We start from the raw sequence: 12,969 nt of genomic DNA, 5'->3' as shown, positions 1-12,969 counted from the left end.
AGCCGCCTGGCGGCCCCTCGCGGGGCCAGCCCGCTCCTACAGAAGCCCGCAGCCGTTGCGGGCTTTTTGCTTTATGATTGGCGCAGTTTTGCTGAATGAGCCTTCCATGAAGTTCGCCATCGCGGTTTTTTCTCCGGCCCATGCGCCCTCTTCCCGTCGTGCCTTGCTGTTCGCCCAGGCGGCGCTGGCTGGCGGGCACGAGATCGTTCGGCTGTTTTTCTATCAAGACGGCGTACACAGCGCGTCTGGCAATGTGGTTTCGCCGCAGGATGAGCTGGACGTCGCCGCCCAGTGGCGTGCCTTTATCAGCGAGCATGGCCTTGATGCCGTCGTGTGCATTGCCGCCGCCCTGCGCCGTGGCGTGCTCAACGCCGAGGAAGCCCAGCGCTACCAACGCCCGGCGGTGAACCTGCCAGCGCCCTGGGAGCTGTCCGGCCTTGGCCAGTTGCATGAAGGCGCGCAAAGCGCCGATCGGCTGATCTGCTTTGGAGGCGATTGAAATGGCCAAGTCCTTGCTGATTATCAGCCGCCAGGCGCCGTGGGCCGGCCCGTCCGCCCGCGAAGCCCTGGACATTGCCCTGGCCGGCGGCGCTTTCGACCTGCCCTTGGGCATGCTGTTTCTCGATGACGGTGTGTTTCAGCTCGCGCCGGGGCAACAGCCTGCACAGGTGCAGCAAAAGAACCTCGCCGCCAATCTGCAGGCCCTGCCGATGTTTGGCGTCGAAGAGCTGTTCGCCGCCAGCAGCAGCCTCATAGAACGTGGCCTGAATACTGACAGCCTGAGCCTGTCAGTGCAGGTGCTGGATGACACCGCGCTGGCCGCGTTGATCGACCGTTTCGACCAGGTGGTAACCCTCTGATGAGCACCCTGCACGTAATATCCCACTCGCCTTTTGGCGACAATCGCCTGAGTAGTTGCCTGCGCCTGCTCGGCAGTCACGACGGCGTGTTGCTGTGTGGCGATGCAGTGTATGCCCTGCAACCCGGCAGCGTGCCGCTGGCCACGCTGCAAGCGAGCAACCTGCAAGGGCGGCTGTTCGCCCTTGAAGAAGACCTGCAAGCACGCGCGATCAATGCAGATGAAGGCATCCGCGCAATCGACTATCCAGCGTTCGTGGCGCTGTCGCTGGACTACGACAAGGTCAATAGCTGGTTATGAGCACCCTGATTGTTGGCGACCGTAGCATCGCCCTGGACAAGGACGGCTATCTGGTCGAGCTGGGCGACTGGTCCGATGAAGTCGCCCAGGCACTGGCGGACAACGAGCAACTGGAGCTGACCCCCGAACACTGGGAGATCCTCACCCTGCTGCGCGGGTTCTACCAGGAGTTCGAGCTGTCGCCGGCCACCCGTCCGCTGATCAAGTACACCGCCCTCAAGCTGGGGCCGGAAAAAGGCAACAGCATGCACCTCAACCGCCTGTTCAAGGGCACTCCCGCCAAACTCGCCGCAAAGCTTGCGGGCCTGCCGAAGCCGACCAACTGCATATGACCGAACCTCGCCCGCTGATCACCGAAACCCCGGCCGAACACCCTTTTGCCCAGTTCGTGCGCATTCTTGGCAAAGGCAAGCGCGGCGCCCGCGGTCTGAACCGCGAAGAAGCCCGCGAGGCGATGGGCATGCTGCTCGACGGCAAGGTCGAGGAAACCCAACTGGGCGCCTTCCTGATGTTGCTGCGGCACAAGGAAGAGAGCCCGGAGGAGCTGGCAGGCTTCACCGAGGCACTGCGCTCGCGTTTACACGCTCCGCAGATTGCAGTGGATATCGACTGGCCCAGCTACGCCGGCAAAAAGCGCCACCTGCCCTGGTACCTGCTGGCCGCCAAGTGCCTGGCCGCCAATGGCGTGCGCATCCTGCTGCACGGCGGCGGCGCGCATACGGCCGGACGCCTCTACACCGAGCAGGTCCTGGAACTGCTGCACATCCCCCTGTGCCGCGACTGGAACGCCGTTGCCCAGGCTCTGGACAGCCAGCATCTGGCGTTCATTCCGCTGCAAGACTGGGCGCCGCGCCTGCAGCGCATGATCGATCTGCGCAACACCCTGGGCTTGCGCTCGCCGATCCACTCCTTGGCCCGGGTGCTCAACCCCCTAGGCGCCCGCTGTGGCCTGCAAAGTATCTTCCACCCCGGCTACCAGGCCGTACACCGCGAGGCCAGCCGCCTGCTCGGCGATACCGCCATTGTGGTCAAGGGCGATGGCGGCGAGATCGAGATCAATCCCGACACCAGCAGCCACCTGTACGGCACCGCCAACGGTGAGGACTGGGACGAAGAATGGCCTGCCCGGGTCGCCCAGCGCCACGTAAAGCCCGCCAGCCTTGAGCCTGAACAGCTTCTGGCGGTGTGGCGCGGCGAATCCCGCGACAGTTACGGCGAATTGGCGGTGGTGGCAACGATGGCGCTGGCCCTGCGCGGCCTAGGCCAGTCGCGCGAAGCAGCCTTTGCCCAGGCCCAGGCCTACTGGGATCAACGCCTAATCTAGCGATTCATCAACTCAGTCGATCAAACAGGCGAAGACTTTGCGCTATTCGTTCAAACCCAGGCCCGTACACTGGGTCTATATTCGAGCGAATCACCAAGGAGTTCCCCATGGGCCTGTTGATCGATGGACGCTGGCATGACCAGTGGTACAAAAGCAGCAAGGACGGCGCGTTCCAGCGCGAAAGCACGCAGCGCCACAATCAGTTGCCCGCTGCCGAAGCCGGGCGCTATCACCTGTATGTGTCGCTGGCCTGTCCCTGGGCCCACCGAACGCTGATCTTTCGCAAGCTCAAGGGCCTGGAAAACCTGATCGATGTATCGGTGGTCAGCTGGCTGATGGGCGAGAACGGCTGGACGTTCGACCAGGGCCAGGGCTCCACTGGCGATAAACTCGATAACCTGGACTTTCTCCACCAGCGCTATACCCGTGACGACCCGCACTACAGCGGCCGGGTCACGGTACCGGTACTGTGGGACAAGCAGGAACAACGCATCGTCAACAACGAGTCGGCCGAGATCATTCGCATCTTCAACCGTGCGTTCAATGACCTGACCAGCAATACCCTGGACCTCTACCCAGAACCGCTTCAAGCCGAGATCGACCGGCTCAATGATCGAATCTACCCGGCAGTCAACAACGGCGTATACCGCGCAGGCTTTGCCACCTCACAGCAGGCGTACGAACAGGCGTTTGATGAGGTGTTTGCCGAACTGGACTGCCTGGAAGCGTGGCTGGACGAGCGGCGTTATCTGGCCGGGGAATACCTGACCGAGGCTGACTGGCGGCTGTTTACCACCCTGATCCGCTTTGATGCGGTGTATCACGGGCACTTCAAGTGCAACTTGCGGCACCTGACCGACTACCCGAACCTGTCGAACTGGCTACGGGAGCTGTATCAGTGGCCGGGGGTGGCCGAGACGGTGAACTTCGAGCATATCCAGAAGCACTACTACATGAGCCACAAGACCATCAACCCGAACGGGATCGTGCCCAAGGGGCCGTTGCAGGATTTTGGGGTGGGGCATGATCGGGAGCGGTTGCCCGGGAAGGGAATCTGGGAGAAATAGAGGCGGAAATGATCGCGGGGCAAGCCCGCTCCTACGGCAGGAGCGGGCTTGCCCCGCGATGCTTTCAGGGCTGCGCGCCCTCGAACCAGGCCAGTTTCTCTCGCAACTGGACCACTTCGCCGACGATCACCAACGTCGGCGCATGCACTTCGTGCTCCGCTACCAGCGCAGGTAAATCAGCCAAGGTGCCAGTGAACACCCGCTGGTTCGGCGTAGTACCTTGCTGCACCAGTGCGGCCGGCGTATCAGCCGCGCGCCCATGACGGATCAGCTCGGCGCAAATGGTCGGCAAACCCACCAGCCCCATGTAGAACACCAGGGTCTGGGCAGGCGCCACCAGGTCGTTCCAGGGCAGGTTGCTGGTACCGTCCTTGAGGTGACCGGTGACAAAGCGCACTGACTGGGCGTAGTCACGGTGCGTCAGTGGAATCCCGGCATAGGCCGAGCAGCCACTGGCCGCGGTAATTCCCGGCACCACCTGGAACGGGATGCCCTGCTCGGCCAGTTCCTCGATTTCTTCGCCACCCCGGCCGAAGATGAACGGATCACCGCCCTTGAGGCGCAACACACGCTTGCCCTGGCGCGCCAGGGTAACCAGCAGCTGGTTGATCTGCTCCTGTGGCACAGCGTGGTCGGCGCGGCGCTTGCCGACATAGATACGCTCGGCATCACGACGGCACAACTCGATAATGGCCGGGGCCACCAGACGGTCATAGAGCACCACGTCGGCCTGTTGCATCAGGCGCAAGGCGCGGAAGGTGAGCAGGTCCGGATCACCGGGGCCCGCCCCCACCAGGTAGACCTCACCCGGGGCCTGGTAGCTGGCGCCGTCGATCTTGGCTTGCAGCAAACGCTCGGCTTCAGCGCCCTGCCCGGCCAGTTGTCGCTCGGCGATCGGGCCCTGGAACACATCTTCCCAGAAACCGCGGCGCTGATTGACGTCCGGGTAGAGTGCCTTGACCTTATCGCGAAAACGCGCGCCAAGCCCGGCCAACTCGCCGTAGGCTGCCGGAATCCAGGTTTCCAGCTTGGCCCGGATCAGCCGCGCCAGCACCGGCGCATCGCCGCCGCTGGACACTGCCACCACCAGCGGTGAACGGTCGACAATCGCCGGGAAGATCACCGAGCACAGCGCCGGCGCATCGACCACATTCACCGGCACGCAGCGCTGGTGGGCATCCGCGGAGACCTGGGCATTGAGCGCAGGATCGTCGGTAGCGGCGATGATCAGCTGGCAGCCATCCAGGTCGGCTGGCTGGTAGCCGCGACCGAGGATTTCACCACCGCTGTGCCGGGCAAGCTCGGCCAGTTGCGCTTCGATTTCAGGCGCGACCACGCGAAGCACAGCACCGGCATCAGCCAGCAAGCGGGATTTGCGCAAGGCAATCTCGCCTCCGCCGACAACCAGTACACGGCTACCGCGCAGCTTGTGGAACAGCGGCAGGAACTCCATTTAACCGATGACCTCGACGCCACCCATGTAAGGCTTGAGAACGTCCGGCACGCGGATCGAACCGTCGGCCTGCTGGTAGTTTTCCAGCACGGCAACCAGCGTACGACCGACCGCCAGGCCCGAACCGTTCAGGGTGTGCACCAGCTCAGGCTTGCCGGTTTCCGGGTTGCGCCAGCGCGCTTGCATGCGGCGGGCCTGGAAGTCGCCACAGTTGGAGCACGAGGAAATTTCGCGGTACTTGTCCTGGCTCGGCACCCAGACTTCCAGGTCATAGGTCTTGACCGCACTGAAGCCCATGTCGCCGGTGCACAGCGCCAGTACACGGTAAGGCAGTTCCAGGGCCTGCAGAACGCGCTCGGCGTTGGCAGTCAGGCCTTCCAGGGCCTCCATGGATTTGCTTGGCTCAACGATCTGGACCATCTCGACCTTGTCGAACTGGTGCTGGCGGATCATGCCGCGGGTGTCACGGCCCGAGGCACCGGCCTCGCTACGGAAGCACGGGGTGTGGGCAACGAACTTGACCGGAAGTTGCTTGGCGTCGAGGATCTCGCCAGCCACGATGTTGGTCAGCGACACTTCGGCGGTCGGGATCAGGTAGAAGTCGGCCTCGCCGTCACGGCTGATCTTGAACAGGTCTTCCTCGAACTTGGGCAACTGACCGGTGCCTTGCAGCGCCGGTGCCTGTACCAGGTACGGGGTGTAGGCTTCTTCGTAGCCGTGCTCGCTGGTGTGCAGGTTGATCATGAACTGCGCCAGGGCGCGGTGAAGGCGGGCAATCGGGCCGCGCAGCAGGGCGAAACGGGCGCCCGACAGCTTGGCAGCGGTCTCGAAGTCCAGCCCACCGCTCAGTTCACCGAGGGCGACGTGGTCCTTGATCTCGAAGTCGAAGCTGCGCGGGGTGCCCCAGCGACGCACTTCAACGTTGTGATCTTCATCGGCGCCGACCGGCACGCTCTCGTCCGGCAGGTTGGGGATGCCCAGCACGATGGCGTCAAGTTCAGCCTGGATGCCATCCAGCTCGACCTTGCCGCTGGCCAGTTCGCCAGCCATGCGCTCGACGTCGGCCATCAGCGGCGCGATGTCTTCACCACGGGCCTTGGCCTGGCCGATGGACTTGGAGCGGGCGTTACGCTCGGCCTGCAGTTGTTCGGTGCGGGTCTGCACCACCTTGCGGCGTTCTTCCAGTGCTTCGATGCGCGCGACATCCAGGTTGAAGCCACGGGAGGCCAGGCGGTCCGCCACTTCCTGAAGTTGGCCGCGTAACAGTTTGGAATCGAGCATATCGTTCTCTCGTTGGTTCAGAATTTGGTCAAAGACAGGCCAGCCCAGGTTGCGAGCAGCCCGCCCATTACGCTGAGCCCAGCATAGCCGAAGGCCAGCGGCGCCTGCCCGCTTTCAAGCAGGCGCACGGTATCCAGTGAAAAGGATGAAAAGGTAGTCAGGCCGCCGAGAAAGCCGACGATCAAGCCGGCACGCAACTCGACCGGCACCAGCGGGCGGTGCAGGAACAGCCCGTACAGCACGCCAATCAACAGGCAGCCAATCAGATTGACCGCCAGCGTACCGAGATAGAAGTGGCGTGGCCAGTGGGCGCTGACCCAATTGGACGTGGCAAAGCGAAGCAAGGTGCCAGCAATGCCCCCCGCGCTGACGGCAGCGACTATGGCAATCATGGTTTTCTCCGCTGCCGTGGGCTCTTGCGGTCCAGCTCGGCCAGGTGCTTGAGCTTTTCGCCGATCTTCAACTCCAGACCGCGCGGGACAGGCTGGTAGTACTGGCGCGGTTCAAGGTTGTCGGGAAAGTAGTCTTCGCCGGCAGCGTAGGCATCTGGCTCGTCGTGGGCATACCGGTATTCGTCGCCGTAGCCCAGTTGCTTCATCAGCTTGGTCGGTGCATTGCGAAGATGCAGCGGGACTTCCAGCGAGCCATGCTCGCCCGCCTCGCGCAGGGCCGTCTTGAAGCCCATGTACACAGCATTGCTTTTCGGTGCGCACGCCAGGTAGGTAATCGCCTGGGCCACTGCCAGCTCGCCTTCGGGGCTGCCCAGGCGCTCTTGCACGTCCCAGGCCGCCAGGCACAGGCTCAAGGCGCGGGGGTCGGCGTTGCCGATGTCTTCGCTGGCCATGCGCACCACGCGGCGGGCAATGTATAGCGGGTCGCAGCCGCCATCGAGCATGCGCGCGAACCAGTACAGCGCGCCGTCAGGGTTGGAGCCGCGCACTGACTTGTGCAGCGCCGAGATCTGATCGTAGAAAGCTTCGCCGCCCTTGTCGAAACGTCGACGGCTGTCGCCCAGCAGGCTCTGCAGCAGTTCCACGCCGATTTCGCTGCCGTCTTCGGCCAGGTCCGAGGCGTTCTCCAGCAGGTTGAGCATGCGCCGGCCATCGCCGTCGGCGGCCGCCATGAGCATCTTGAAGGCTTCGTCGCCCAAGCGCAGCTGGCGCTTGCCCAAGCCACGCTCCTCGCTCAGTGCTCGCCCTACCAACTTGTGCAGCGCGGCCTCGTCGAGGCTTTTGAGCACGTACACCCGCGCCCGTGAGAGCAAGGCGTTGTTCAACTCGAAGGAGGGGTTTTCGGTGGTGGCGCCGATGAAAATCAGCGTGCCATCCTCGACATAGGGCAGGAAGGCATCTTGCTGGGATTTGTTGAAGCGGTGCACTTCATCGACGAACAGGATGGTCCGTCGTCCGTACTGCCCTGCTTGCTGCTTGGCGATTTCCACCGCGTGGCGGATTTCCTTGACCCCGGCCAGCACGGCCGAGACGGTTTCAAAGTGGGCATCGCAGAACTGCGCCAGCAGGCGCGCCAGGGTGGTTTTGCCGACACCCGGCGGGCCCCAGAAGATCATCGAGTGCAGCGCACCCTGTTCCAGTGCCTCGCGCAGCGGCTTGCCACGGGCCAGCAGGTGCTCCTGGCCGACGTACTCATCCAGGTTGGCCGGGCGCAGGCGCGCGGCCAGAGGCTGGGCTACGGGATCGCTACGAAACAGGTCCATGGGCGCTGCTACTACCTCTTATTCCGAAATGACATCGGCGCCTTTCGGGATCTCGAACTTGAACGTGCTCGCCGGAATCGCCCCGTTGGCCTTGACCCCGGTAAACAGGATATTGGTGCGCTGACCGACGCTGTCGATCAGTTGCATATCATTGACCAGGCCTTTGCGGAACGACAGGCGCAGGGAGTCGAACAGGGTGTCCTTGGTTTTCGGCTTGAGCGTGAAGTCCATCACGTCGCCCTGCTCCTTGGAGGTGATGTCGAAGCTCTGGCTGATCTTCGACACATCACCGGACAGCAGCAGCGCTGGCGTCTCGGTCAGGCGCTGATCGAGCTTCTTGATCGTTGCCTGCTCCAGGTCCGGGTCCCACAGGGTGACCGTCTTGCCGTCCGACACCACCACCTGCTCCTGCGGTGCATCGGTGTGCCAGTAGAACAGGCCGGGACGCTGTACCGACATCTGCCCTGCGGTCTCCTGCAGGCTGGTACCGCTGGCGTCCAGGGTCAGCTGGGAGAAACGGGCTTCGATCGTCCTGGATTTTTCCAGCAGTTGGGTCAAGCGCGCCACATCCTGCTCACCGGCAAACACGCAGGCGCTGGACAGGGCAATAGCGGAAACCAACATCATGCGAATCAGGCGCATGGAAATCCTCGTTGCAATATGAGTGGGCCTGCGGCCGTTACAGGCCGCAGGCTGGGTGGTTCATCAGTCGCGGGCCGGCCCTGGGGCAATCACTTCGCGTGAGCCGTTGGTGTTCATGGCGGTCACCACACCGGCCATCTCCATGGCCTCGATCATTCGCGCGGCGCGGTTGTAGCCAATCTTCAACTTGCGCTGGACCGCAGAAATGGAGGCACGACGGCTTTCGAGCACAAACTGCACGGCTTCATCGTACAGGGCATCGGTTTCGGCATCATCGCCGTCGCCGCCACCACCGCCGCCTTCAAAGCCGCTACCGGCCTCTTCGACGCCATTGAGGATATCGTCGTTGTAGTCCGGCGCACCCCGTTGCTTCCAGGCCTCGACCACGCGGTGGACTTCATCGTCGGAAACGAAGGCGCCATGCACACGGATCGGCAAGCTGGTGCCTGGCGGCATGTAAAGCATGTCACCGTGACCGAGCAACTGTTCCGCACCGCCCTGGTCGATGATGGTCCGCGAGTCGATCTTGCTCGATACCTGGAATGCCATACGGGTCGGGATGTTGGCCTTGATCAGGCCGGTGATCACGTCCACCGACGGACGCTGGGTGGCGAGGATCAGGTGGATACCGGCAGCCCGGGCCTTCTGGGCGATACGGGCAATGAGCTCTTCGACCTTCTTGCCGACGATCATCATCATGTCGGCGAACTCGTCCACCACTACCACGATGGTCGGCAGGGTTTTGAGCAGCGGCGGCGTGTCATCCATGCTTTCGCGCTTGAACATCGGGTCGTAGATCGGCTCGCCCGCCTCTTCGGCATCCTTGACCTTGCGGTTGAAGCCCGCCAGGTTACGCACGCCCATGGCCGCCATCAGCTTGTAGCGGCGCTCCATCTCCGCCACGCTCCAGCGCAGGGCATTGGCGGCGTCCTTCATGTCGGTGACTACCGGACAGAGCAGGTGCGGAATGCCTTCGTAGATCGACAGTTCAAGCATTTTCGGGTCGATCATGATCAGCTTGGCGTCTTCCGGGCCCGACTTGAACAGGATCGACAGGATCATGGCGTTCACGCCCACCGACTTACCGGAGCCGGTGGTACCGGCCACCAGCAGGTGCGGCATCTTGGCGAGGTCGGTAATCACCGGTTTGCCGCCGATATCGTGGCCCAGGGCCATGGTGACTGGCGACTTGGCCTCGTCGTATTGAGGCGACGAAAGCACTTCGGAGAAGCGCACGATCTGGCGATCCTCGTTGGGAATCTCGATACCGACGGTAGTCTTGCCGGGGATGACCTCGACCACACGCACACTGGTCACCGCCAGGGAACGCGCCAGGTCTTTTGCCAGGTTGGAGATGCGGCTGACCTTGACGCCTGCAGCCGGCTGGATTTCGTAACGGGTAATCACCGGGCCGGGGTGAATCGAATCCACCGAGACTTCGACACCGAACTCCTTGAGCTTGATTTCCAGCAGATGACCGACACCGGCCAGGGATTCGGGCGAGTAATTGACCTGCTTTTTCTCGGCCGGATCGAGGATTGAGATCGGCGGCAAGGTGCCTTCGATAGCGCTGTCGACGAACAGCGGGGCCTGTTTTTCCTTTTGCACACGCTTGCTGGGTTCTGGCGCCTTGACCGGGGCCGGCATGATCACCGGGGCCGGCTGTTGCTCACGCTGGGCAACGTGTTTGCTCAAGGCCTGGTCGCGCTCGATGATGCGCTCCTTGGCCTTGGCTTGCTCGCGTCGATCCGGCACCACTGGAGCCACTACGTCGTGCACCTGGTCGTCGACCTCGCGCAGCTTGGCCACCAGGCGCTTGCGTTCGTTGCGGGCGGCCCACCAGCGGTTGGCGGCGCCCTGGAACAGCTCGAACAGATCGAGGGTGATCTTTCCGGTAACGTCCATGACCTTGAACCAGGACAGGTCGGTGAACACCGTCAGGCCGAACAGGAACAGGGCAATGAACATCAGGGTGCTGCCCTGCACGTTCAGGGCATTCTTGGCCAGGTCGCCCAGGCTCTCACCCAGCGCGCCCCCGGCCGAGGCCGGCAGGCTTGCGGCGGAATGAAAATGGATATGCGCCAGCGCCGCGCCCGAGAGCACCAGGAACACCAGGCCGATCAGGCGCCAGGAGAACAGCCAGCCGCTCCACTGCCAGGGCTGGTGGCGCTCACGGAAGATCTGCCAGGTCTTTATGGCCAGCAGCAGCGGGAAGATATAGGCGAAATAGCCCAGCACCATGAACAGGATGTCGGCGAAATAGGCACCGGCACGGCCGGCGGCGTTCTGCACTTGCTCGACATTGCTGGTGTGGCTGAAGCCTGGGTCGGCCTGGTCATACGTCAGCAACGCCATCCACAGGTACAGGCACAGCGCCCCCATGGCGATCAGCGCACCTTCCTTGAGGCGATAATGCAGCTGCTGGCGCCAAAGCGGCACAGGCAAGGGATTCGATGTCGCGGTGGATTTCTTCAAAACGCTTCTATTCCTGCGCTTAATGCGCGTCCAACAGTGATTGACCCAATTGAACAGTCAACAAACCACTACTTTTAACATTACTGCCCGCCTACCGCCATGACGGCACGCCAGAAGGAAGCGTAAACGGGGGCCAATTTCCTATACAGCAATTTGAGCACGCATTTTCTTTTGTGACAAAGGCTTATGCGGTGTTTTTACGCAGGTGTGACAACAAAGGGGGGCGCAAGTTGCTTTAGCGCATCGCCGGTGGGCGCGGGCTTGTCCCGCGATACGCTTTCAGGCGATCCTGACCACCCTCCCCTCCTCCATCACAGAACGACGATGCTGACCTGGTTGAGCCGCGACACCCTGACCTTCCCCCCATTGGACAAAGCCCTGCGCGACCCCAATGGCCTGCTCGCCGCTGGCGGCGACCTGAGCGCCGAGCGCCTGGTGCAGGCTTATCGCCATGGTTGCTTCCCCTGGTACCAGGATGGCCAGCCGATCCTCTGGTGGTCACCCGATCCGCGCACCGTACTGTTCCCCGATGAACTTCATGTGTCGCGCTCCTTGCGCAAGCTCATGCGCCAGGGTCGCTACCAGGTCAGCTTCGACCAGGATTTTGCTGCCGTGATCCGCGCCTGCGCCGCTCCCCGCGACTACGCCGACGGCACCTGGATCACCGACAGCATGCAGGCGGCCTACCTCACGCTGCACAAGCAGGGTTTCGCTCACTCGGTGGAAGTGCGCCAGGACGGCGAGCTGGTCGGCGGCTTGTACGGCCTGGCGATGGGCCGGCTGTTTTTCGGCGAGTCGATGTTCAGCCGCGCCGACAACGCCTCGAAAGTCGGCTTCGTGAGCCTGGTCGAACACCTGCAGCAAGCGGGGTTCGTGCTGATCGACTGCCAGATGCCCACCGACCACCTGCACAGCCTGGGCGCACGCGCCATCCCCCGCGCGACTTTTGCCGACTATTTGCAGCGCTACCTGGATGAACCCAACAGCGCCAGCTGGGTTTGCTAGGCGAGTTTTTCCAGCTGGCTTACACTTAATTCAAACGCACCTCCCGAGGGGTTGATCATGACAGAGCTGGCGCGGTTGAAGTTTTATGCCACTCAACCCCATTCCTGCAGCTACCTGCCAGACGAACAAGCCACCACGCTGTTTCTCGATCCGAGCCAGCCGATGGACGTGAATGTCTACGCAGACCTGTCGGAAATGGGCTTCCGGCGCAGTGGCGACCACTTGTATCGCCCGCATTGCCAGAACTGCAACGCCTGTGTACCGGCGCGGATTCCGTCTGCACGCTTTTTGCCCAACCGCCAGCAAAAGCGCATTCTCAAGCGCAACGCCGACCTGACCGTCACCCCCGCGCGCCCGGCCTTCAAGGAAGAGTACTTCGAGCTGTACCGGCGCTACATCGAGCAACGGCATGCCGACGGTGACATGTACCCGCCCAGCCGCGATCAGTTCTCTACGTTCCTGGTCCGCGACCTGCCGTTTTCGCGCTTCTACGAATTCCGCCTGCATGGCCGCCTGGTCGCCGTGGCTGTCACCGACCTGCTACCCAATGGCCTCTCGGCGGTCTACACCTTCTACGAGCCCGACGAGGAACGCAGGAGCCTGGGCCGCTACGCCATCCTCTGGCAGATCACCGAAGCCCTGCGCCTGGGGCTGGACGCCGTCTACCTCGGCTACTGGATCAAAAACTGCAAAAAGATGAACTACAAGACCCAGTACCGCCCCATCGAGCTGTTGATCAATCAGCGCTGGGTAACCCTGAACTGAAATCATTGGCTTGAAGTCCATTTTTCGGGCACAATGCACGCCACTTTTTTTGCCTGGCGCAGTCGTGCACCGGGCCATTAACTG

14 protein-coding genes are annotated in these 12,969 nt (G+C 62.7%); 8 read left to right on the top strand and 6 right to left on the bottom strand.

Translation table 11 applies throughout. The annotated features are described in order from the left end of the window. Nucleotides 1–106 precede the first annotated feature (106 nt). The 6 genes from tusD (at nucleotide 107) to U9R80_RS09695 (ending at nucleotide 3,550) form a co-directional block, all read left to right on the top strand. Nucleotides 107–499, top strand: a complete 393-nt coding sequence (gene tusD, locus U9R80_RS09720) for a sulfurtransferase complex subunit TusD (protein ID WP_301841490.1) — start codon at nucleotides 107–109, stop codon at nucleotides 497–499. A gap of 1 nt (nucleotide 500) precedes the next feature. Next, a complete protein-coding gene (tusC, locus tag U9R80_RS09715; RefSeq protein ID WP_301841492.1) occupies nucleotides 501–860 on the top strand; it encodes a sulfurtransferase complex subunit TusC in 360 nt (119 codons plus the stop codon). Continuing rightward, entirely contained in the window at nucleotides 860–1,159 is a 300-nt protein-coding gene (gene tusB / locus U9R80_RS09710) for a sulfurtransferase complex subunit TusB (protein ID WP_301841494.1), read from the top strand. Before tusC ends, tusB begins: the two co-directional genes overlap by 1 nt. Beyond that, on the top strand, nucleotides 1,156–1,491 hold the full coding sequence (locus U9R80_RS09705; protein WP_301841496.1) for a TusE/DsrC/DsvC family sulfur relay protein: 336 nt from the start codon (nucleotides 1,156–1,158) through the stop codon (nucleotides 1,489–1,491). Before tusB ends, U9R80_RS09705 begins: the two co-directional genes overlap by 4 nt. Continuing rightward, nucleotides 1,488–2,483 (top strand): glycosyl transferase family protein, encoded by a 996-nt coding sequence (locus U9R80_RS09700; protein WP_301841497.1) that lies wholly within the window; start codon nucleotides 1,488–1,490, stop codon nucleotides 2,481–2,483. The genes U9R80_RS09705 and U9R80_RS09700 overlap by 4 nt, the downstream gene beginning before the upstream one ends. A gap of 107 nt (nucleotides 2,484–2,590) precedes the next feature. Beyond that, complete coding sequence (locus tag U9R80_RS09695; protein ID WP_301841498.1) at nucleotides 2,591–3,550, top strand: glutathione S-transferase family protein; 960 nt, start codon at nucleotides 2,591–2,593, stop codon at nucleotides 3,548–3,550. Nucleotides 3,551–3,614: 64 nt separating this feature from the next. On the opposite strand, the gene cysG is transcribed toward U9R80_RS09695, so the two are convergent. The 6 genes from cysG to ftsK all read right to left on the bottom strand — a co-directional run bounded on the left by cysG (nucleotide 3,615) and on the right by ftsK (nucleotide 11,139). Next, the gene (cysG, locus tag U9R80_RS09690) at nucleotides 3,615–5,003 is read right to left on the bottom strand and encodes a siroheme synthase CysG (RefSeq protein WP_301841500.1); all 1,389 of its coding nucleotides are present in this window, start codon (nucleotides 5,001–5,003) and stop codon (nucleotides 3,615–3,617) included. Further along, a complete protein-coding gene (gene serS / locus U9R80_RS09685) occupies nucleotides 5,004–6,284 on the bottom strand; it encodes a serine--tRNA ligase (RefSeq protein ID WP_301841502.1) in 1,281 nt (426 codons plus the stop codon). It abuts the gene before it with no gap. 17 nt (nucleotides 6,285–6,301) lie between these two features. Beyond that, a complete protein-coding gene (crcB, locus tag U9R80_RS09680; protein WP_301841503.1) occupies nucleotides 6,302–6,676 on the bottom strand; it encodes a fluoride efflux transporter CrcB in 375 nt (124 codons plus the stop codon). After that, nucleotides 6,673–7,998, bottom strand: coding sequence for a replication-associated recombination protein A (locus U9R80_RS09675; protein ID WP_301841504.1), 1,326 nt, complete (start codon nucleotides 7,996–7,998; stop codon nucleotides 6,673–6,675). The genes crcB and U9R80_RS09675 overlap by 4 nt, the downstream gene beginning before the upstream one ends. Nucleotides 7,999–8,016: 18 nt before the next feature. Then, nucleotides 8,017–8,640 carry an outer membrane lipoprotein chaperone LolA gene (lolA, locus tag U9R80_RS09670; protein ID WP_301841505.1) on the bottom strand — a complete coding sequence of 208 codons (624 nt, stop codon included), beginning with the start codon at nucleotides 8,638–8,640 and terminating at the stop codon, nucleotides 8,017–8,019. 63 nt (nucleotides 8,641–8,703) lie between these two features. After that, nucleotides 8,704–11,139, bottom strand: coding sequence for a DNA translocase FtsK (ftsK, locus tag U9R80_RS09665; protein WP_301841608.1), 2,436 nt, complete (start codon nucleotides 11,137–11,139; stop codon nucleotides 8,704–8,706). 300 nt (nucleotides 11,140–11,439) lie between these two features. On the opposite strand from ftsK, the gene aat reads away from it, so the two are divergent. After that, nucleotides 11,440–12,120 carry a leucyl/phenylalanyl-tRNA--protein transferase gene (aat, locus tag U9R80_RS09660; protein ID WP_301841507.1) on the top strand — a complete coding sequence of 227 codons (681 nt, stop codon included), beginning with the start codon at nucleotides 11,440–11,442 and terminating at the stop codon, nucleotides 12,118–12,120. 57 nt (nucleotides 12,121–12,177) lie between these two features. Next, nucleotides 12,178–12,885: an arginyltransferase gene (locus tag U9R80_RS09655; RefSeq protein ID WP_301841508.1), complete on the top strand. Its 708-nt coding sequence runs from the start codon at nucleotides 12,178–12,180 to the stop codon at nucleotides 12,883–12,885. Nucleotides 12,886–12,969: the final 84 nt, after the last annotated feature.

The organism is Pseudomonas sp. JQ170C (genome assembly GCF_035581345.1).
Taxonomy (GTDB): Bacteria; Pseudomonadota; Gammaproteobacteria; order Pseudomonadales; family Pseudomonadaceae; genus Aquipseudomonas.
This window is presented reverse-complemented; position numbering and strand designations above follow the sequence as displayed.